Genomic DNA, 20448 nt, shown 5'->3' on the forward strand with positions numbered 1-20448 from the left:
TCCTCGGAGGACCGCACTTCCCGGATGGCGTTCCGGGAGGTGATCCCGGTGGCTCCCAGTTAGTCGAAGCGCTTCGATGTTGCTGCGAGGTTAAGTGAACACCTGAGGGTGCACAAGGGTCGGATCCAACATTCCTCCGAGGTATCAAGCCCCGTGCGGTGGCCTGGACCACCCCCGTACACCGCTTGACATCACGGTCGGGAAACAGAGTTGTTGCACCTGGGTGTCTTGACACCCACCCCCACGTCGAATGAGCATCGAAGCGCTTCGAATGCGCCTCGCCGCTCCATCGCAAAGGGAACCCCACGTGACCGCACAAACGCCGCCTTCGCCGCCATTCCGCGATCCTCAGCTGCCGACCGCGAAGCGCATCGACGATCTGCTGTCCCGCCTCACCCTCGACGAACGGGTCTCTTTCCTGCACCAGTTCGCGCCCGCCGTCGAGCGTCTGGGCATCGCCGCCTTCCGCACCGGTCAGGAGGCGCTGCACGGGGTGGCGTGGATGGGTCCGGCGACCGTCTTCCCGCAGGCCGTCGGTCTCGGCGCGACCTGGAACGAGGAGCTCGTGCACCGCGTCGGCGACGCCGTGTCGAAGGAGGTCCGCGCGATGCGGGCCCACGACGACCGCGTCGGCCTCAACGTCTGGGCGCCCACGGTGAACCTGCTGCGCCACCCTCTGTGGGGCCGCAACGAGGAGGGCTACTCGGAGGACCCGAAGCTGACCTCGGCGATCGCCACCGCCTACACCCGGGGCCTGCGCGGCGACCACCCCGCGTACTGGCGCACCGCCCCGGTGCTCAAGCACTGGCTGGCCCACAACAACGAGACGAACCGGGACACGTCCTCGTCCTCGGTCCGCCCGCGCGTCCTGCACGAGTACGACCTGCGCGCCTTCCGCGAGACGGTCGAGGCGGGCGCGGTGGCCGGCGTGATGCCCGCGTACAACCTGGTCAACGGCCGCCCCAACCACGTGTCGCCGCATCTGGACGAACAGCTGCGCGCCTGGACGGACGCCGACCTGCTGGTCTGCTCGGACGCCGCCGCGCCCTCCAACCTGGTCGACTCGGAGCACTACTTCGACACCCACGAGGAGGCGACGGCCGCCGCGCTGATCGCCGGCGTGGACAGTTTCACGGACCACGGAACGGACTCCACGAAAATCATCGCCCGCCTCCAAGGGGCCCTGTCCCAGGGTCTGTTGACGGAGGAGGACATCGACAGGGCGGTCCGCCGCCAGCTCTCGGTCCGCTTCCGCCTGGGCGAGTTCGACCCGCAGTACGACCCGTACGCGGACACCAAGGACTTCGACACCCCGGCCCACCGCGCCCTCGCCCAGGAGGCGGCGGAACAGGCGGTCGTCCTGCTGAAGAACGACGACGACACGCTCCCTCTCGCTCCCGGTACCCGGGTGGCGGTGGTCGGTCTGCTCGCCGACGAGTGCAAGGTCGACTGGTACAGCGGCACCCTCATCCATCGCTCGACGCCTCTGGAGGCCCTGTACGAGCGCTTCGGCGCCGAGCACGTCGAGTTCGCCGAGGGCGTGGACCGCGTACGGCTTCGGACGTCTGCGGGTACGTTCCTGCACGTCCCGCCCGCCGAGGACGTGCCCGACGTCGCCCGGGGCGCCGAGGGCGCGCTGGACCCGGCCCTCCTCGCGGGCCGCACCGACCTGCCCGCGCTCACCGCCGACGTGAACGGCACCGAGTTCGCGCTGATCGACTGGGGCGAGGGCCTCCTGACGCTGCGCGCGCCCGACGGCCGCTATCTGTCGGTCGCCGAGGACGGGTACGTACGGGCGTCGGCGGACCAGCCGGGCGGCTGGGTCGTCCAGGAGACGTTCCGTCTGGAGCCCCACGGGTCGCAGGGGTCGCAGGGGTCGCACGGAAACCACCACCTCCTCAGGCATGTCGGTACGGGTCGCCACGTCTCTGTCGCCGCCGACGGCGTAAAAGTTGCCGACGCGCAGGAGCTCCCTCCGGAGATCTTCGAACTGATCGTCGCCGAACAGGGTGAGGAGTCGGTGAAGAGAGTGGCCGCCCGGGCGGACGTGGTCGTCGTGGTAGCAGGCAACGACCCGCACATCAACGGACGCGAGACGGAGGACCGCACCACCCTCCACCTCCCCGCCCACCAGCAGCGCCTGCTGGACGCGGCCCGCGCCACTAATCCCCGGACGGTCCTGGCCCTGACCTCGGCGTACCCGTACGCGGTGGACGTGTCGGATCTCCCGGCGGCCCTGTGGACCGCGCACGGCGGCCAGGCGGCGGGCACGGCGCTGGCCCGCGTCCTGGCAGGCGACGTCTCCCCGGCGGGCCGCCTCCCGCAGACCTGGTACGCCGACGACGCCGACCTCCCCGACCTGCTGGACTACGACATCATCGGCTCCCGGCAGACGTACCTCTACTTCGAGGGCACCCCCCTGTTCCCCTTCGGCCACGGCCTGTCGTACGCCTCCTTCGCGTACGCCGACCTGACGGCCGAGACGGAGGAGGAGAACGAGACGCTGCGGGTGTCGTTCACGGTCACCAACACCGGGGACGTCACGGCGGACGAGGTGGCACAGCTGTACGCGAGGGCGCCCGAGTCACCGGTCACCCGCCCGCGCAGGGAACTGGTGGCCCACCGCCGCGTCACCCTGCCCCCCGGTGAATCAACGCCCCTCTCCTTCGAACTCCCGCTCAGCTGCCTGGAGTTCTGGGATGTGGCGATCGGCGCCCGACGCCTCGCCCCCGGCCCGTACGAACTCCTGGCGGGCGCGTCGAGCGAGGACATCCGTGCCCGTACGACGGTCGAGGTGACCGGCACCCCGTCGACACCCCGCCCGGTCCACCAACTCGGCCTGGCAGCCGCCGACTTCGACGAGCAGAGCGGCGCCGAGATCGTCGACCGCACGAAGGTGTCGGGCGACGCGGTGACCCCGGCGGCCGACGGAGAGGCCGAACTGCTCTACCGGGACTGCGACTTCGGCCCAGGGGTCACGGAGATCACGGTGACGGTGGCGGGCGAGGGCACGGTGGAGGTGACGGTCACAGGGGCCGACGGCGAGCCGACGGCCACCCTGACCCCGCCGCCGACCGCCGGCCCGTACGACTACACGACGGTCCGGGCTCCACTGACCGTCGTCGACGGCGTGCACGACGTACACCTGAGGCTGCGCGGCCCGCTGCGGCTCGCGCATGTCGGCTTCTCCGGCTGAGGGTCCGGAGGGGGCGGCACATGGAAGGGGCCCGGCACCGGAAGGCATCGGTGCCGGACCCTTTCTTGACGGCGCGTTCGCGTCATCGGTGAGTGTATGTGAAAACGGTTCCCATTAGCTAGAGGGGCGGGCTGCCGAGTTCGACGTGGGAGATGAACAGCGGAGATCTCAGAGGGCGAGGCCGTAACAGGCCACAATGCCGTCCGACATGGGCGGCGGCGGTCAGCCATGTCCGCGATCAGTTGAGCAGGAAGGTTGCAGACCGGCTGCTCGAACTGTGTGCCCTGCGAGCCGTCAGGCCAGTATCACCGGTCTTTTTTGTTGAACCATCCGAGCGACTGGACGACGGACGCGCCGATACCGAGGATGCCGAGAGGAACGATCGTGAACCAGGTGGCATCGGCTTTCATGGCCGCGAGCAGGGCGACGGCGCCGAGGGCGAGCGCCAGGAGCACGAGCATGCCCAGAAGGACACGAATCTTGGAAACCAACGGAGGACTCCCCAATGTTCAGCCGGGCTCTCTTGACCAGACAGCGTTCGCTCCCCGTCGGACAGCCGGCGACGGTTGCCCAGTAGGGAGTCAGCAAGCTCCCCGGCGTGACACCACTGCTCCGTCAGGAAGCTCATGGGGCGAGTCTCCCAACGCTGCCTTCCCGAGGCACCAGTAGAACTACGGAATCGAATACGTACGTTCACCGGCCGGGGCGGGGCAGCGGCCAGCCGTACAGCGAAGTAGCGGGCAACGATGCGGGGTTGGTCCCGCAACAGATGCCCCAGGTGCTCGGCGCCCCAGACCTCGCCCAGGGTCAGGTCTGGATACCGATTTTGGGGTGGGGTCGGCCCGCCATGAGGAGAGCGTCCGCTCGGGTCGGTTCGCGAAGACCGGCCGGACGTCAACACCCCGAAACAGGAACGATCGCAGCCCCCGCAAAGCGGGCTACGACCGTTCCTTTCTGCCTGTGCGTGGCAGGTCAGAGGGCGATACCAGTGAGCACCAGTACGCGCTCGTACGTGTAGTCGTCCATCGCGAACTTGACGCCCTCGCGTCCGACCCCGGACTGCTTGGCGCCGCCGTACGGCATCTGGTCGGCGCGGTAGGAGGGCACGTCGCCGATGACGACACCGCCGACCTCCAGGGCGCGGTGGGCGCGGAAGGCGGCCTGAAGGTCGTGGGTGAACACGCCTGCCTGGAGGCCGTACTTGGAGTCGTTGGCGGCGGCGAACGCCGCGTCCTCGCCGTCCACCTTCTTCACGGTGAGGACCGGCCCGAAGACCTCCTCGCAGGAGATCGTGACGTCGCCGGGTACGTCGGTGAGGACGGTCGGCGCGTAGGAGGCGCCGTCGCGCTTGCCACCGGCGAGAAGGCTGGCGCCCGCCCGGACCGCCTCGTCGACCCACGCCTCGACCCGCTTGGCCGCGTCCTCGCTGACCAGCGGCCCGACGTCGGTCGCGCCGTCGGCCGGGTCGCCGGTCACCTGGGCCTCGACGGCGGCGACGATGCGGGGCAGCAGCCGGTCGTACACGGAGGCGTCCGCGATGACCCGCTGCACGGAGATGCAGGACTGGCCGCCCTGGTAGTTGGAGAACGTGGCGATACGGGTCGCCGCCCAGTCGAGGTCGGCGTCGGAGGCGTAGTCGGCGAGGACGACCGCCGCGCCGTTGCCGCCCAGCTCCAGGGTGCAGTGCTTGCGCGGCACAGAGTCCATGATCGCGTAGCCGACCTTCTCCGAACCGGTGAACGAGATCACGGGCAGCCGCGGGTCCTGGACGAGGGCGGGCATGCGGTCGTTGGCGACGGGGAGGATGCTCCACGCGCCGGCGGGCAGGTCGGTCTCGGCGAGGAGTTCGCCGATCACGAGGCCGGAGAGGGGCGTGGCCGGCGCCGGCTTCAGGATGATGGGGGCGCCTGCCGCGATCGCCGGGGCGATCTTGTGGGCGCAGAGGTTGAGCGGGAAGTTGAAGGGTGCGATGCCGAGGATGGCGCCCTTGGGGAAGCGCCGGGTGAGGGCGAGGCGCCCCTGACCGCCGAGGTCGGTGTCGAGGCGCTGTGCCTCGCCGCCGTTGAAGCGCCGGGCCTCCTCGGCGGCGAACCGGAACACGGAGACGGCTCGGCCGACCTCGCCGCGGGCCCACTTGACCGGCTTGCCGTTCTCGGCGGAGATGAGCTGCGCGATCTCCTCCGTGCGCTCGACGAGGCGCCGGCTGACGTGGTCGAGGGCGGCGGCGCGGACGTGGGCGGGGGTGGCGGCGAACTCGTCGCGTACCGCGTGGGCGGCGGCGACGGCTTCCTCGACCTGGGCCTCGGTCGGCACGCCGACCTTGCCGACGAGGCGTCCGTCCCAGGGGGAGGTGACGTCGAAGGTGGTCTCGCCGGTGGCCTGGCGGCCGGCGAGCCAGAAGGCGTGGGTGACGGGCGTGGAGGTCATGGGTCCACGGTAGGGCGGGGAGGGCGGGGCGTTGTTTGTCCGGGGTGGAGTGGTGGGGGTGGGCGGCGCGACGATTTGGCGTGATGGATCTCGCCCCCGCCGCCCCTACCCGTCCCATCCTCGGGGGCGCTGCCCCCGAACCCCCGCTCCTCAAACGCCGGAGAGGCTGGTTGTTCAGCCCGTCCGGCGTTTGAGGACAAGGCCCGTTCAGGGCCGGAGCAGGGGTCTGGGGGCGCAGCCCCCAGGGATGGGACGGGTAGGGGCGGCGGGGGCGAGAAAACCCGAAAGGGGCCGCCCGCACCACGGATGGCGGGCAGCCCCTTCAGGGGTCAACGGACGTCGGGAAGGTTACGAGGCCTTGGCCTCGGTCTTCTTCTCCGCCTTCTTCGCGGGAGCGGCCGCAGCAACCGGCGCCGGCTTCGCAGCCTCGTAGAACTCCTCACGAGGAGTCTCCAGCGCCCCCAGCGCGACAACCTCACGCTTCAGGAACATCGCCAGCGTCCAGTCCGCGAACACCCGGATCTTCCGGTTCCACGTCGGCATCGCCAGACCGTGGTAGCCGCGGTGCATGTACCACGCCAGCCGGCCCTTGAGCTTGATCTTGACCTTGCCCATGACGATCATCGCGACGCCCTTGTGCAGGCCGAGACCCGCGACGGCGCCCTTGTTCGAGTGCGCGTACTCCTTCTGCGGGAAGCCCCGCATACCGGAGACCACGTTGTCACCGAGCACCTTCGCCTGCCGCAGCGCGTGCTGCGCGTTCGGCGGGCACCAGGCGTTCTCCACGCCGGCCTTGCGGGCGGCCACGTCCGGCACCTGGGCGTTGTCGCCCGCGGCCCAGATGTAGTCCGTACCCGTGACCTGGAGCGTCGGCTGCGCGTCCACGTGACCGCGCGGACCCAGCGGAAGACCGAACCGGGAGAGCACCGGGTTCGGCTTGACGCCGGCGGTCCACACGATGGTGTTGGAGTCGACCTCAAGCCCGTTCTTCAGAACGACATGGCCATCCACACACGACACCATCGACGTCGAAAGATAGATCTCGACCCCGCGGCTCTCCAGGTGCTCCTTGCCGTACTGGCCCAGCTTCGGGCCGACCTCGGGAAGGATCTTGTCGGCGGCGTCGACGAGAACGAACCGCATGTCCTCGCGGGACACGCCGGGGTAGTACTTCGCCGCGTCGCGCGCCATGTCCTCGACCTCGCCGATGGTCTCCGCGCCCGCGAAGCCACCGCCGATGAAGACGAAGGTGAGCGCCTTGCGGCGGATCTCCTCGTCGGTCGTGGACTCAGCCTTGTCCAGCTGCTCCAGGACGTGGTTGCGCAGGCCGATGGCCTCCTCGATGCCCTTCATACCGATGCCCTGTTCGGCGAGGCCGGGGATCGGGAAGGTGCGGGAGACCGCGCCCATGGCGATGACGAGGTAGTCGAAAGGCAGCTCGTACGCCTCACCCACGAGGGGGGCGATCGTGGCGACCTTGCGGTCCTGGTCGATGGTGGTGACCCGACCGGTGAGAACTTCCGCCTTGGGCAGCACACGTCGCAGCGGTACGACGACGTGGCGCGGCGAAATGCTGCCGGCGGCGGTTTCGGGGAGGAAGGGCTGGTAGGTCATGTACGACCGGGGGTCGACGACCGTGACGGTCGCCTCGCCGTAGCGCATCTTCTTGAGAATGCGCCGAGCTGCGTACAGGCCTACGTACCCACCGCCTACTACGAGGATCCTGGGACGCTCCGTGGTGCTCATGCCATCGAGTATCCACCCGCTCCAGGGGGGTCGCTCGTGCGCCCCTTCACAAGCTTCTTCACCACCTCTGCTACACTGCGCGGCCCACTCGCCAGGGACGAGGTCACAGGGAGCGAACCACTACCCCCTACGTCCCGTTGTCAAGGCCGCGTGAACTGCCCTTCCGGCTCTCCGGAGCGACTGGACCGGCCCCTCGTTCCACCCGTCGGAAACCCCGCCGGAACACTCCCCCGAACCTGCTCCCACCCCTGGTGAGCCCCCGAAAAGGCCCCCGGGAGCCGGTTCCTCGCCCAACGGGACCGAATTCCTTGTGAAGAACTTCACGAAGTTTCCCGAGGGGGCGTCACCGAGGGGCCGCAAACAGCCCCTCAAGTGCGCTCATACGTTGTCCGACCTGCTCAGCCGAGGCCTACGCGACCGACCAGGCGATGCCATCAAGGATGTCGTGCTCGCTCACGACGACCTCCGCCGCCCCGATCCGCTCCATGATCGACAGCAGTACGAGTGCCCCCGCACCGATCACGTCGACGCGCCCCGCATGCATCGACGGAATCGCCGCGCGCTCGGCGTGCGTGGACCGGAGAAGGCTCTCGGTGATCTCGCGGACGCGGTCGTAGGAGACCCGGGAGTGGTGGATGGCCTCGGGGTCGTACGCGGCAAGGTTCTGCGCGATCGCCGACACCGTCGTGACCGACCCCGCGAGCCCGACCAGCGTGCGCGCCTCGCTCAGCGGGACGCTCTGCTCCGCCAGGTCCAACGCGGCCTCGATGTCGGCCCGTATGGCAGCGATCTGCTCGTCCCCCGGCGGGTCCACGACCACCCCGTCCCGCACGAGGTGCCGCTCGGTCATCCGTACGCACCCGATGTCCACGGACCGGGCCCCGCGCACGTGGTCGTCGCCGACCACGAACTCGGTCGAGCCGCCGCCGATGTCCACGACCAGGTAGGGCTTGGCGAGGTCGTCGCGACCCGTCAGTTCCTTCGTGGCGCCGGTGAAGGAGAACTCGGCCTCCTGGTCGCCCGAGATGACCTCGGGCTCGACACCGAGGATGTCCAGCACCCCCCGTACGAACTCGTCCCGGTTCTCCGCGTCCCTCGAGGCGGACGTGGCGACGAAACGCAACCGCTCGGCGCCGTGGTCCTTGATGACGGCGGCGTACTCACGGCAGGCCGCGAAGGTCCGCTCCAGGGCCTCGGGGGCCAGCCGCCCCGTACGGTCGACGCCCTGGCCGAGGCGGACGATGGTCATCCGGCGGTCCAGGTCGACGAGTTCGCCCGTCTCCGGGTCGGCTTCGGCGACGAGGAGGCGGATCGAGTTCGTACCGCAGTCGATGGCGGCGACGCGGGTCACTTGCCGTCCCCTTCAGTCGTCGCCGAGTCCGCCGAGTCGACGGGCTTGAACGCGAAGTAGCCGGACTCGCTCGCGTCGACCTCCCAGCCCTCCCCCTCGGGAGGCGTCGACGCCACCACACACGGCCCCTTCGCCCACCACTGAGGCAGCATCGCGATCGCCTCGTCGCCCAGCGGGTTCACACCCGGTCCCGCGGCCAGCGAGTGGCCCACCAGGACGTGCAGGCACTTCACGCGGTCCGGCATGCCGCCCGCGCTCGGGAAGCCCTCCAGGACCTCGATCGCGTCGCGGCGGGCGAGGTAGTCCTCGTGCGCGGCTCGATAGGACGCGGCCAGCTCGGGGTCGGTCGCGAGCCGTTCCGTCATCTCCTTCATCACGCCGTTCGCCTCCAGCGTGCCGATCGCGGAGGCGGCCCGCGGACACGTCAGGTAGTACGTCGTGGGGAACGGCGTGCCGTCCGGCAGGCGCGGGGCCGTCTCCACGACGTCCGGCTGACCGCAGGGGCAGCGGTGAGCGATCGCGCGCAGCCCGCGCGGCGGGCGGCCCAGCTGCTGCTTGAAGGCCTCGACGTCCGCGTCGGTGGGCTCGGTACGCGGGGTGGGCGGCGGAGGCGTTTCCATACCTGTCTTTCTGTTCCGTTCACGTTCGCGTTCACGTTCACTGGTCGGCGGCGTCGGCGTCGGTGTCGGCGCCGGCTCAGCCTGCCTGATCGGCCTTGTCCACGCCGTCCCAGACGTTCGCGTACCAGGGGCGGTCGGCCGCGCCCAGGTCGGCGTGCGACTGCTTCGCCGCGTCCGGGTCGATCACGATGTACCCGGTCTCGCCCGGCATCACATAGTGCAGCCGCTGCCGGATCTGCTGCTCGGCGTACGCGTCGTCCTGCCAGCGTGCCTTCAGGTCGCGGAGCTGCTCGACCCGCTGCCTGGCCCGGTCGCGTTCGCGTGCCGTGTCGGCGATGTCGGCGCGCTGGGAGACGTACTGCCTTATGGGATAGGCGAGCGCCACGATCAGCGAGCAGAGGACCAGGGCGAGCAGGGCCGCCCGGCCGGTCAGGCGGGAGCGGCGGGCCTGGCGCTTGGTCTGGGAGCGGTAGACGCGGGCCGCGGTCTGCTCCCCGAGCAGCTTGATCCTGGTCGCGGTGGAGAACCGGTCCCGGTCCTTCACGGCCATGTCTCCCGCCTCCCCGTTCCCCGAGCGTCTGCGCTTGTCCGTGCCGCACGTGCGTACGTCCCCGCACACGGTACGGGACCGGGTACGGGGACGTACGTACGACGCTGCCCAAGCCGTTACAGGCTCTGCGGGCTCAGCAGGCTCAGCCCTTGAAGCGGGGGAAGGCCGAGCGACCGGCGTACACCGCGGCGTCGTCGAGGATCTCCTCGATGCGCAGCAGCTGGTTGTACTTGGCGACGCGGTCCGAGCGGGCCGGGGCGCCGGTCTTGATCTGGCCGCAGTTCACCGCGACGGCGAGGTCGGCGATGGTGACGTCCTCGGTCTCGCCGGAGCGGTGGGACATCATGCACTTGAAGCCGTTGCGCTGGGCCATCTCGACGGCGTCCAGCGTCTCGGTCAGCGAGCCGATCTGGTTGACCTTGACGAGCAGGGCGTTGGCCGAGCCCTCCTCGATGCCACGGGCGAGGCGCTCCGGGTTGGTGACGAAGAGGTCGTCGCCGACGATCTGGACCCTGTCGCCCAGCTTGTCGGTGATGGTCTTCCAGCCGTCCCAGTCGTCCTCGTACAGCGGGTCCTCGATGGAGATGAGCGGGTACGCGGAGACGAGCTCCTCGTAGTACTCGGTCATCTCGGCGGCCGTGCGGGACTTGCCCTCGAACTCGTACTTGCCGTCCTTGTAGAACTCGGACGCGGCGACGTCGAGCGCGAGGCCGATCTGCTCACCGGGGACGTAACCGGCCTGCTTGATGGCCTCGATGATGAGGTCGAGCGCGGCGCGGTTGGACTCCAGGTTCGGGGCGAAGCCGCCCTCGTCGCCGAGACCGGTGGACAGGCCCTTGGTCTTCAGCACCTTCTTGAGGGTGTGGTAGATCTCGGCGCCCCAGCGCAGGGCCTCGGAGAAGGACTCCGCGCCGATCGGGGCGATCATGAACTCCTGGATGTCCACGTTGGAGTCGGCGTGCGAGCCGCCGTTCAGGATGTTCATCATCGGAACGGGCAGCAGGTGCGCGTTCGGGCCGCCGAGGTAGCGGAAGAGGGGGAGGTCGCTGGCCTCCGACGCCGCGTGGGCGACGGCGAGGGAAACGCCGAGGATGGCGTTGGCGCCGAGGGAGCCCTTGTTGTCGGTGGCGTCCAGGTCGAACATCGCCTGGTCGATCAGGCGCTGCTCGGTGGCGTCGTAACCGACGAGCTCCGGGCCGATCTGCTCGATGACGGCGAGGACGGCCTTCTCGACACCCTTGCCGAGGTAGCGGTTGGGGTCACCGTCGCGCAGCTCGATGGCCTCGAAGGCTCCGGTGGAGGCGCCGGACGGGACAGCGGCACGACCGGTGCTGCCGTCATCGAGGCCGACCTCGACCTCGACGGTGGGGTTGCCTCGCGAGTCGAGGATTTCCCGGGCTACGACGACGTCGATGGACGGCACGAGCATCTCCTTCTGGGATGTGACGCGGGTACGCGGGACTTTTTGGGGCCCCGCGGGATGAGCCTAACCGCCCGAGGGGGATCGGCAGGTCCGCCGGCCACCCCCTGGACAGAACAGAGGGTAAACATTGTTCCCCACCTGAACAAAAGGCGGAACAATGAACGGGGCAATGGACGGGCCGACAGACGGGCCAGCAGGCGGCACAAAAAAGCCCCGCCCCGGTGCGTACGGGGGAGAACGCACCGGAGCGGGGAGCCCGTGGGGGACGGGGGTGACCCTCACGAGGTCTTCACTATGGAAGCCACGGATGTGAGGGCGCTGTGGTTCACCTTCGAGCCGACTGGGATTTGGGGGAAGACCCGGCCCGCAGGTGACCGGGGTCAGCTGAGGTGCAGCTGCTGGCCCGGGTAGATGACGTCGGCGTCGTCGACGATGTCCTTGTTCAGCTGGAAGAGCTTCGTCCAGCCGCCCTCGACGTCGTGCGCCTCGGCGATCTCGCTGAGGGTGTCACCGGTGACGACCTTGTACTCGCCGTCGCCCTTCTCGACCTTCTTGCCGGTCGGGGTGGTGACGGTCTTCTTCGCGGCGGGCCGCTCCTGCGAACGGGAGGCCGACTGATCGCCGGAGGAACGCGTGGTGGCCTCGCTGGAGCTGTCGGAGCTGCCGGCACCGCTGGACGAGTTGTCGCTCGTACCCGCGTCGCTGCTCGAACCGCCGTCGTAGGCGGCGCCGGACAGGCCCACGCCGCAGACCGGCCAGGCACCCTTGCCCTGGCCCGCGAGGACCTTCTCGGCGATTTCTATCTGCTGGGACTTGGAGGCCTGGTCGGCGGTGGAGGCGTACGACGAGCCGCCGTACGCGGCCCAGGTGGAGGCGGAGAACTGGAGACCGCCGTAGTAGCCGTTGCCGGTGTTGATGGACCAGTTGCCGCCCGACTCGCACTGGGCGACCGTGTCCCACTCGGCGGAGGTGGCGGCGGAGGCGGAGCCGGCCGCCAGGAGCGGAGCGGCGACGGCCGCACCGGTCACACCGGCGATGGCGACGACACGGGTGGCCTTGGACGGACGGCGGTGCTTGCCCTTACCGGAAAACAGCATGCGTGATCCCCTCACCGACGCCTGCGAGGTGAGCTGTCGGGTTCGGGCCGGTTGAGTTGCCCGGCCGTACGTCCGAGTCCTGGACGTACGACTTAACCCCAAGCCGCTCCGGTCAACTGCCCGGTGCGGCACCTACCTTGGGTCCCCCGCTCCTGCCTACGGCGCTTGATAGCGACGACTGTTCCCGGACGGCCGTTGGCAGGATTCGGCGTTGCGACCGGCGGGGCCCGCGGTGGCGAGCGATCACGACCGTAAACAGGTGATCCCCTGAAATACAAAGACGATCAGGGCTTCTGAGACCTATCTCTCACTGCATTTATAACGGACATTCAGCACGAAGTGTGACGTGAACTCCGGTTACTTTTGCCCCGGTTCGCTACCTACCGCAAGGGTCTGACCGGGGAGGATAAGGTCCGGGTCAGTGCCGAGGGCATGCTCGTTCTCGAGGTAGAGCTCGGACCATCCACCCTCAAGGCCAAGGGAGTCGGCGATGTCGCAAAGGGTGTCGCCGGCACGGACGGTGTACGAGCCCTCGGTGTCGCCACGATGACGACCGGTCCCGTTTTCGGCGCTCTGCCCGGAGTTGCCCTGTTCTGCACTCTTTGCCGTGTCCGTGAGGAAACTGTCCCCTTCCTGCGAGTCGCCGGTACCGGGCAACGAGGGGGAAGGCGACGGCGACAGCGGGGTGGACGACTCGACGGAGTCGGTCGTCGCCGCGACGGACGGCACGGGAGACGGCGAGGAACCGGTGGAGGACTCGGAGTCGGCGGATTCGGCGGAGTCGGTCGAGGGCGACGTCGAGGGCGTGGGTGACGTCGGCGTCGACTTCGGCGTCAAGGGCGGCGTCGAAGCCGAGGAGGAGGTGCCGCCCTCGCTCACACCGGCGTCCACGCCCGTGCTGGAGCCGATACCGCTGCCGCTGCTGGTGCTGGTGCCGTCGCCGGCCACGCCGGTGTCGACGTCGGCCGAGCCGGTGTCCTTGCCGAGCCCGGACAGCAGCGCGCAGGCCTCCCAGACCCCGGCCCCCTTGTCGGCGAGCACCTTCTCGGCGACGGCGATCTGCTGCGAACGGCTGGCCTGGTCGGCACTCGGGGCGTAGGTGAGGCCGCCGTACTCCTCCCAGTCCATCTGGGTCAGCTGCAAGCCGCCGTAGAACCCGTTGCCGTCGTCGGCGCTCCAGGAGCCGCCACTCTCGCACTCCGCGACCCGGTCCCACGTGGTACCGCTGGCCGCGCTCGCGCCGGTGGCGCCGAGCAGCGGAATGGCGATGGCGGAGCCTGCCACGCCGGCCGCGACCAGCAGAGCCGGGGCCTGACGGGGGCGACGGTGACGACCGTTCCCGGAGAGCATGCGGTGGCCTTTCACGAGACAGCGGGGGCCAGTGCGACGGGCGATGACGGGCAACGACAGGTGTCGATGGACACCGCAGGGCGCCGCACTAGTGCGTGAACGTATCGGCAGACGATCACTCATCACAAGTTAATGCCGCGCAGATCACGTGAAGATCACATTGTTGACGGAGCGTCACCATTCCGTGACCTTCTACGTCACCACTGGCTGGGTATGCCCGGATTCGCGAACTGGCGTGAACTCGACGGGCAGGGTGCGCAGTCCACGCATGATGAGGCCGCCCCGCCATCTCAACTCGGTGGGGTCTGCGGCGAGTTGCAGGTCAGGGAGACGGGTGAGGAGGGTGCCGAGGGCTGCCTGCCCCTCCAGGCGGGCGAGCGGGGCGCCGAGACAGTAGTGGATGCCGTGGCCGTACCCGAGGTGCTGGTTGTCCCGGCGGGTGAGATCGAGAACGTCGGGATCGGCGAACCGCTCCGGGTCCCGGTCGGCGGCGGCGAGGACGACGAGCACGGGATCACCGGCCGCGATGTCCTGCCCGCCGAGACTGAGCGGACGGGTGGCGAAGCGCCAGGTGGCCAGCTCCACGGGGCCGTCAAAGCGGAGGAGTTCCTCGATGCCCGTTTCGAGAAGGGCGGACTCCTTGGCGGCGAGAGACGCCTGGAGGCGGGCGCGCTGCTCGGGGTGGGTGAGGAGGGCGTGGACGCCGTTGCCGATCAGATTCACGGTCGTCTCAAAACCGGCAAAAAGGAGGATAAAGGCCATGGCGGCGGCCTCGTTCTCGGTGAGGTGCTCGCCCTCGTCGGAGGCGCGGATGAGCCCGGAGATGAGGTCCTCACCGGGTCCGGGTACGTCGGACAGCGCCTCGCGCTTGCGGTGGATCAGCTCGGCGAGATAGCCCCGCATCTTCTTGACCGACCGAGCGACCCCGCCCCGGGGCCCTCCCCCGTGCCGGATCATCATCCCGGCCCAGTCCCGGAAGTCGTCCTGGTCTTCGCGGGGTACGCCCAGCAGGTCGCAGATCGCGTAGATGGGCAGCGGGAAGGCGAACTCGTGGATGAGATCGGCGGAGCCGCGCGCCGCGAACTGGTCGATGAGGTTGTCGGTGAGTTCCTGCACCCGGGGTGCGAACTCGGCCACTCGGCGAGGCGTGAACGCCTTGGAGACGAGCCTGCGCAACCTGGTGTGGTCCGGCGGATCGATGTTGAGCAGATGGGTCATCAACTCGGCCTTGCGCTCACCGGGGATACCGGTCTTGCCCTTGGCGTGCGCGGGCTCGTCGTGATGGGCGGAGTTCTTCGAGAGCCGGGGATCGGCGAGGGCCTGCTTGGCATCGCCGTACCGGGTGACCAACCAGGCCTCCACGCCACTGGGCAACTTGGTCCGGTGCACGGGCGCGTGCTCACGGAGCCAGGCGTAGGCGGGGTAGGGGTCGGTGGCGAACTCCCAGGTGAAGAGTTCGGGGGCGGGGGGCGGGGAGCCGGGCTGGTCAGTCACTCGGTGACGGTATCGGGGGCGGGTGAAGAGATTCGCGGAGGGAGAAGGCTCCCCCACTCGCTGAGGGCGCGTTTGGCCCTTTGGTCGCCCGCTACGGTGGCCTCGGTCAGCCAGCGCTGGGCCTGGTTCCGGTAGTGGAGTCCGAGGAGACCGGCGGCTGCCGCCCTCCCCCGCGACGCGGCTCTCTCCAGATAGGGGATCGCGCCCGGCCCGTCCCCACGCCTCAGGAGGAGTTCCCCCAGTTGCACGGCCGCTTCGTCGTCGTCGAGGTCCGCCGCTCTGCGGAGCCAGGCCTCCTTCTCCTCACCGTCCGTCTCCCAGGCGAACCTGCGCATGATCCCGACGTCCCCCGCCTCGACACGGGAACGGAACGCGGCGCGTGCCGCGTCCAGGACAGCCGCGCGGTCGATGCCCCAGTCGTTCAGTCTCTCGAGCAGGGTCCACCACACCTGGTCCGGAACGGGCGGCAGGTTTTCCGAGCGCAACACCTCGGCGACCAGTGCCCCGTAGGCCCGCCAGGTGTCGTTCTTCTCCCCCGAGACGAGCAGCCCGGAGACTCCGAACAACGGTGTCGTCGCCCATGCCAACGAGTCCTCGAACGACTCCCGTTCCTGCTCTCCACGGAGGTAGGGGAACTCGGCAGCCTTGAGAAGAGCGGTCGGCACGGCCTTCGTGACCCCGCACCGGGCGAGGTCGACCGCGGCCCGTACCAGCAACTGCCCTCGCGGATGCTCCAGTTGCGTTCCGGCGCGCGTCCACTCGTCGAACAGCAGATGCCCGATCGCGAAATAGGAGGTCACGCCCTCTTTGCCGCTCCACATGTACGCCGGGTACGCGCGGGGGTCGTCGTCATGTGCCCCCAGCCGCGCCAGTTCGGCCTCGCTCCACTCACGCGGCAGATCCACCGTGCGCGCCATGGCGACGACCCGGTCACCAGGGGTGGACCCGGCACGGCGGCGGTAGTACTCGGCGGGTCTCATTGTGCCGAAGACCACCGCGCCGTGGCTGGTGAGCCGCCCCAGCAGCCGTGGTTCCAGGGCGCCTTCACCGAGGTGTTCGGTCAACTCGTCGAGCCAGATCACGTAGTCGCCGGGCGCGGCCTTCAACCGGTCGGGCAGGCCGCGCAGATCCTCGCCGGGATCCGGTGCGTACAGCCGGTACCCCTCCAGCGAGCGCACTGCCTGCCACGCCGTGAACGACGTGCCCGCGTACGGTTCCCCCAGGATCAGCACGAGACCGCTGTGGGCGAGTTTGGTGTGCAGGTCCTGGTCGCAATCCCGTGTGACGTACGGCGGCACGTCGGGCAGCCCGGGTACGTGGCGGGTCGGGCGTACGCCGAACTCGACAGGGCCCACCTCGCCGACCGGCCTCCACCACGCCGGGGCGGTGGCGGGGGCGGAGCCGTAGTGATTGTGCTGCACGCCGACGAACCGTTCGTGGAAGGTCGCGTCACGGAAGTCGAGGTGGTCTCCGGCGACCCTGCTGGCCGTTGTGGGCACGGGGGTGTGGTCCCGCGAGATCTCCCGGAGGCCGGCAATGATCTGAGGGTGATCGCGGGACAGGATCCCCAGCAGGAACAGCCGCTCGTCGGCCGCCGCCTGCCCCGGCCGGTCCAGGATCCAGGCGTCCACCAATCCGGGAATGTCCGACCGTTCCAACAATTCCGCGACCCGTTCCGCCGCTGTCGGTGAGCCGTGGATCGCGCTCAGGATCGCGTTCCTGAGCTCCTCCAACTCCGTTGCCACACAAGCCCCCACGTTTCGCGCCCACCCGTGGGGCAACGGTACTAAGCGGGGAGGCCCTCAGCAGCCCGCACCGCATCCCGATAAGCCCGCGCGGCAACCCGCAACGCCGCCTCCGGATCGACGCCCTCGCGCTCCGCCCGTACCGCCATCTCCAGCAGCTCGTAGCCGACCCCCTCACCCTGCGGCAGCGGAACGTCGAACCCCGCCGCGTGGACGCGGGATGCCAGTTTTGCCGCGAGGGCCAGGCCGGGCTGGCCGAGGGGGATGCCCTCTGTCACCGAGGTGCGGCGCTTCTCCTGCGCCTTGGTGCGCAGCCAGTGTTCCTTGACGTCCTCCGGTGTGGACGCGGTCTCGTCGCCGAAGACGTGGGGGTGTCGGTGGATCAGCTTCGTGACGATGCCGGCGGCCACGTCGTCGATGGAGAAGGGGGCCGTACCGTCCTCCTCGCTGCCCTCCTCGGCGATGCGCGCGTGGAAGACGACCTGGAGCAGGACGTCTCCCAGTTCCTCGCGCAGCTCGTCCCGGTCGCCCTCCTCGATCGCCTCGACGAGTTCGTAGGCCTCCTCGATGCCGTACTTCGCCAGGCCCTTGTGGGTCTGGCGGGACGACCAGGGGCATTCGAGGCGGATGCGGTCCATGACCTGGACGAGATCGAGGAGGCGGGCGCCGGGGAGGTCGTAGGAGGCGGGGAGGAGTTCCAGTTCCGGCATCTGTACGCGGCCCGAGCCCGCGAGGCGGGCCAGGCCGTCCGTCAGGGTCGGTTCGCCCTCGGCCGTCGCCACGACCACGACCGTCCGGCCGCCGGCGCAGGCGTCGATCAGCTCTTCGGCGGTCGGGGAGGTCTCCTCGACCGCTATGCCGGCCTCCCGCAGGTACGGCAGCTGCGGATGCGTACCGTCCGCGCACAGCACCCGGTCGGCCGCGTGCAGCGTCTGCCAGGCGGGCCAGGACAGCAGGCCGGGGGCGACACGGTGGCTGGTGGTGAGCAGGACGACACGACCTGGGTCGGTCTCCGTCTCCGGAGCGGTCTCGAAGCCGCTGGTTGCGTTCACCCTCCGAACGTAGCCCACGCCACCGACAGCCCCGTCAGTTGTCCACAGGCCCGGCGGCCACGGCCACACCGGCGTCCGTACGCCCGTACGCCCGTACGGACAACCGTTACGTCGTCGCCGGTGCGGCTTCCGCCGCCGTGATCTCCCGTACCCACGGCGTCTGTGCGTCGACGCGGCTGCTCTTCTGGACGTCCCAGGTGCCGTAGCGCGGGTTGAGGTCGACGTCGAGGGTCTTGGAGGCCTCGGACATCGCCTTCCAGAAGGTGGCCTTACCCTCTTCCGAGTTCATGTCGGCGCCGAGTGCGGCGGCCAGCTTCTGGGCCACGATCTCGGTGTGCAGGTTGTCCTCAAGTCGGGACGGAGCGACACCGTACTGCTGGAGCCAGGCATCCTCCAGCGCCTTCGCGCTGCCTGCCTGCTGTTCCAGGGCAGTGCGCAGATCCTGGACGTCCTTGCGGGTCACGGTCACGCCCGCGTCCTTCGCGGCCTGATTCAGGACGCGGTCGAGGACCATGGTGTGCAGCGTGTCCCGGGTGAGGCTGCCGGTTCTGGCGACGGTCTGCGCGTACTGGGCCTGGTCGGACGTGGCCGCCCGCTGCGCCGCGCGTACCTCGTTCACCCTGCTCTCCAGCTGCGAGACCGTGATCCGGTTGCCGCCGACGACGGCTGCGGCACCGGGATGCGCTTCGTTTCCGCAGGCGGTGAGGAGGGGCGCCGCGGCGACGATCGCGGCGGACAGGAAGAGCGCGGTGCGACGGCGGCGGTGCAAGGAGGGCCTCCCGAGGAGATTGTGCGGCAGTGCACAAAGTCTTGCGGTGATCGATGTTAGGCAGTGGCACGGCTCTGGCCAAGCCATTCGACCAACGATTCACCAGGACTTCGGGCACCGCCGGGAAACCTACCCGTGCATCTGCCCCAGCCACTCCAGCGTGCGTCGGATCTCCGCTGCCAGCGGGTGTCCGGGGCCGCGCAGACGGTCCACGTCGTGCAGGAGGCGTACGAGGGTTTCGTGGGCGGCGGCGCGGTCGCCGAGGGCGAGGAGGAGGTGGCCGATGCGGCGGCGGACGTCGAGGGAGAGTTCGGGGTCGCCGGCGACGTACTGGTTCTCGTAGTACGGCAGCAGTGCGCGGTACTCGGACAGGGCCGCCGCGGGTTCGCCCAGCTGTTCGAGGCACTGGGCGGCCTCGTAGCGGAAGCGCAGCGACTGGGGGTCGGCCTGGCCGGCCTCGGCGGCGCGTTCGTCGGCGAGGCGGCGCAGTTCGGGCAGGGCGCGCCGGTACTGGCCGTCGTCCATGAGGGTGGCCGCGTACTGCTTGCGCAGGGTGCGGACGACCGGGGAGTGCTCGCCGTGCTGGTCGGCGGCGGCGGGCAGGATCGCGCCGAGGATGTCGACGGCCTGGGTGATCCGGCCCTCGCCGAGGAGGCGTTTGACCTCGTCGACGGCTCCGGCGACGTCGCGTCTCTCGGCCGGCGGGGCGGCCGTCGGCTGCGGTGCGGGGGTGCGGGCGCGGTCCGGCCACGGGGCGTGCGGGCGCAGGAAGGGGCGCGCGGGGTCGAGGGGTGCTCCGGTGGGCATGCCGCGCTCCGGGAGGAGGAGTGCCAGGTGCTCGTACACCTCCTGCGCGGAGGCGGGCCGGTGCTGCGGGTCCTTGGCGAGCAGCCGCAGGACCAGCGCCTCCAGCGCCTCGGGCACCTCGGGTCGCAGGCGGCGCACGGGCAGCGGCGGCTCGTACAGGTGTCGGTGGAGGACCCCGAGGGCGGTCGAGCCGGAGAACGGCACGTCTCCGCTGAGGAGTTCGTGGAGGAGTACGCCGAGTGCGTAGAGGTCCGTGTACGGGCCGACCGCGCCGCCCATCGCCTGCTCGGGGGCCATGTAGGCGGGCGAGCCGATGGGCGAACCGGTGTGCGTGAGGCGGGTGGTGTCGGTGTCCATGACCGAGGCGACGCCCAGGTCGAGGACGGTGACCGTGCCGTCCTGCTTCACCATCACGTTGCGCGGCTTGAGGTCGCGGTGGACGATCGGCACGGCGTGCACGGCGCTCAGTACGGCGCACAGTTGCGCGGCCACCGCGACCGCCCACTGCCAGGGGTAGGGGTCGTGTTCGGCGAGGTGGTCGGAGAGGTCGGCGCCGTCGACGTACTGCATGACGAGGAACAGTTCCTCGCCCTCGCTGCCCGCGTCGTGGACCGTGACCAGGCCGGGGTGGTCGACCTGCGCGGTCACCCGGCACTCGCGCACGAAGCGTCGGCGCAGCTCGTCGGCCTCCTGGCCGGCGACCTTGTCCGGGCGCAGCAGCTTGACCGCGACCCGCCGGTCGAGCCGCTGGTCGTACGCCGTCCACACCTGGCCCATGCCGCCCTGTCCGATGAGCGTGGACAGTTCGTAGCGGTCGGCGA

At 69.8% G+C, this 20448-nt stretch carries 15 protein-coding genes and 1 riboswitch; of the genes, 1 reads left to right on the forward strand and 14 read right to left on the reverse strand.

Annotated elements, in window-relative coordinates; genetic code table 11:
• The first annotated feature begins 307 nt into the window (after positions 1-307).
• Positions 308-3196 (forward strand): glycoside hydrolase family 3 C-terminal domain-containing protein, encoded by a 2889-nt coding sequence (locus ACH4TV_RS27055; RefSeq protein WP_398402454.1) that lies wholly within the window; start codon positions 308-310, stop codon positions 3194-3196.
• A gap of 305 nt (positions 3197-3501) precedes the next feature.
• On the opposite strand, the gene ACH4TV_RS27060 is transcribed toward ACH4TV_RS27055, so the two are convergent.
• The 14 genes from ACH4TV_RS27060 to ACH4TV_RS27125 form a co-directional block, all read right to left on the reverse strand.
• Complete coding sequence (locus ACH4TV_RS27060; RefSeq protein WP_398402456.1) at positions 3502-3657, reverse strand: hypothetical protein; 156 nt, start codon at positions 3655-3657, stop codon at positions 3502-3504.
• A gap of 511 nt (positions 3658-4168) precedes the next feature.
• Positions 4169-5623, reverse strand: coding sequence for an aldehyde dehydrogenase family protein (locus ACH4TV_RS27065; protein ID WP_398402458.1), 1455 nt, complete (start codon positions 5621-5623; stop codon positions 4169-4171).
• Between the two features lie 348 nt (positions 5624-5971).
• Positions 5972-7369, reverse strand: a complete 1398-nt coding sequence (locus ACH4TV_RS27070) for an NAD(P)/FAD-dependent oxidoreductase (RefSeq protein ID WP_398402460.1) — start codon at positions 7367-7369, stop codon at positions 5972-5974.
• A gap of 409 nt (positions 7370-7778) precedes the next feature.
• Entirely contained in the window at positions 7779-8720 is a 942-nt protein-coding gene (locus tag ACH4TV_RS27075) for an exopolyphosphatase (protein WP_398402462.1), read from the reverse strand.
• A complete protein-coding gene (locus tag ACH4TV_RS27080; protein WP_398402464.1) occupies positions 8717-9340 on the reverse strand; it encodes a DUF501 domain-containing protein in 624 nt (207 codons plus the stop codon). The genes ACH4TV_RS27075 and ACH4TV_RS27080 overlap by 4 nt, the downstream gene beginning before the upstream one ends.
• Positions 9341-9416: 76 nt before the next feature.
• Positions 9417-9890, reverse strand: coding sequence for a septum formation initiator family protein (locus tag ACH4TV_RS27085; protein WP_398402466.1), 474 nt, complete (start codon positions 9888-9890; stop codon positions 9417-9419).
• 142 nt (positions 9891-10032) lie between these two features.
• Positions 10033-11313: a phosphopyruvate hydratase gene (gene eno, locus ACH4TV_RS27090; protein WP_371661975.1), complete on the reverse strand. Its 1281-nt coding sequence runs from the start codon at positions 11311-11313 to the stop codon at positions 10033-10035.
• Positions 11314-11693: 380 nt separating this feature from the next.
• A complete protein-coding gene (locus ACH4TV_RS27095) occupies positions 11694-12410 on the reverse strand; it encodes a transglycosylase family protein (protein ID WP_398402468.1) in 717 nt (238 codons plus the stop codon).
• A gap of 3 nt (positions 12411-12413) precedes the next feature.
• Positions 12414-12584, reverse strand: a riboswitch (cyclic di-AMP (ydaO/yuaA leader).
• Between the two features lie 183 nt (positions 12585-12767).
• Positions 12768-13760 carry a transglycosylase family protein gene (locus ACH4TV_RS27100; protein WP_398402470.1) on the reverse strand — a complete coding sequence of 331 codons (993 nt, stop codon included), beginning with the start codon at positions 13758-13760 and terminating at the stop codon, positions 12768-12770.
• A 192-nt stretch (positions 13761-13952) separates the two neighbouring features.
• Positions 13953-15254, reverse strand: coding sequence for a cytochrome P450 (locus ACH4TV_RS27105; RefSeq protein WP_398402472.1), 1302 nt, complete (start codon positions 15252-15254; stop codon positions 13953-13955).
• Positions 15251-16999: a hypothetical protein gene (locus ACH4TV_RS27110; RefSeq protein ID WP_398402474.1), complete on the reverse strand. Its 1749-nt coding sequence runs from the start codon at positions 16997-16999 to the stop codon at positions 15251-15253. Before ACH4TV_RS27110 ends, ACH4TV_RS27105 begins: the two co-directional genes overlap by 4 nt.
• Before the next feature lie 41 nt (positions 17000-17040).
• Positions 17041-18051: a nucleoside triphosphate pyrophosphohydrolase gene (locus ACH4TV_RS27115; protein WP_398402476.1), complete on the reverse strand. Its 1011-nt coding sequence runs from the start codon at positions 18049-18051 to the stop codon at positions 17041-17043.
• Positions 18052-18157: 106 nt separating this feature from the next.
• A complete protein-coding gene (locus ACH4TV_RS27120; protein WP_398402478.1) occupies positions 18158-18820 on the reverse strand; it encodes a SurA N-terminal domain-containing protein in 663 nt (220 codons plus the stop codon).
• Between the two features lie 129 nt (positions 18821-18949).
• The gene (locus ACH4TV_RS27125; RefSeq protein ID WP_398402981.1) at positions 18950-20431 is read right to left on the reverse strand and encodes a protein kinase; all 1482 of its coding nucleotides are present in this window, start codon (positions 20429-20431) and stop codon (positions 18950-18952) included.
• Positions 20432-20448: the final 17 nt, after the last annotated feature.

The organism is Streptomyces sp. NPDC020898, assembly GCF_044333925.1.
GTDB lineage: Bacteria > Actinomycetota > Actinomycetes > Streptomycetales > Streptomycetaceae > Streptomyces.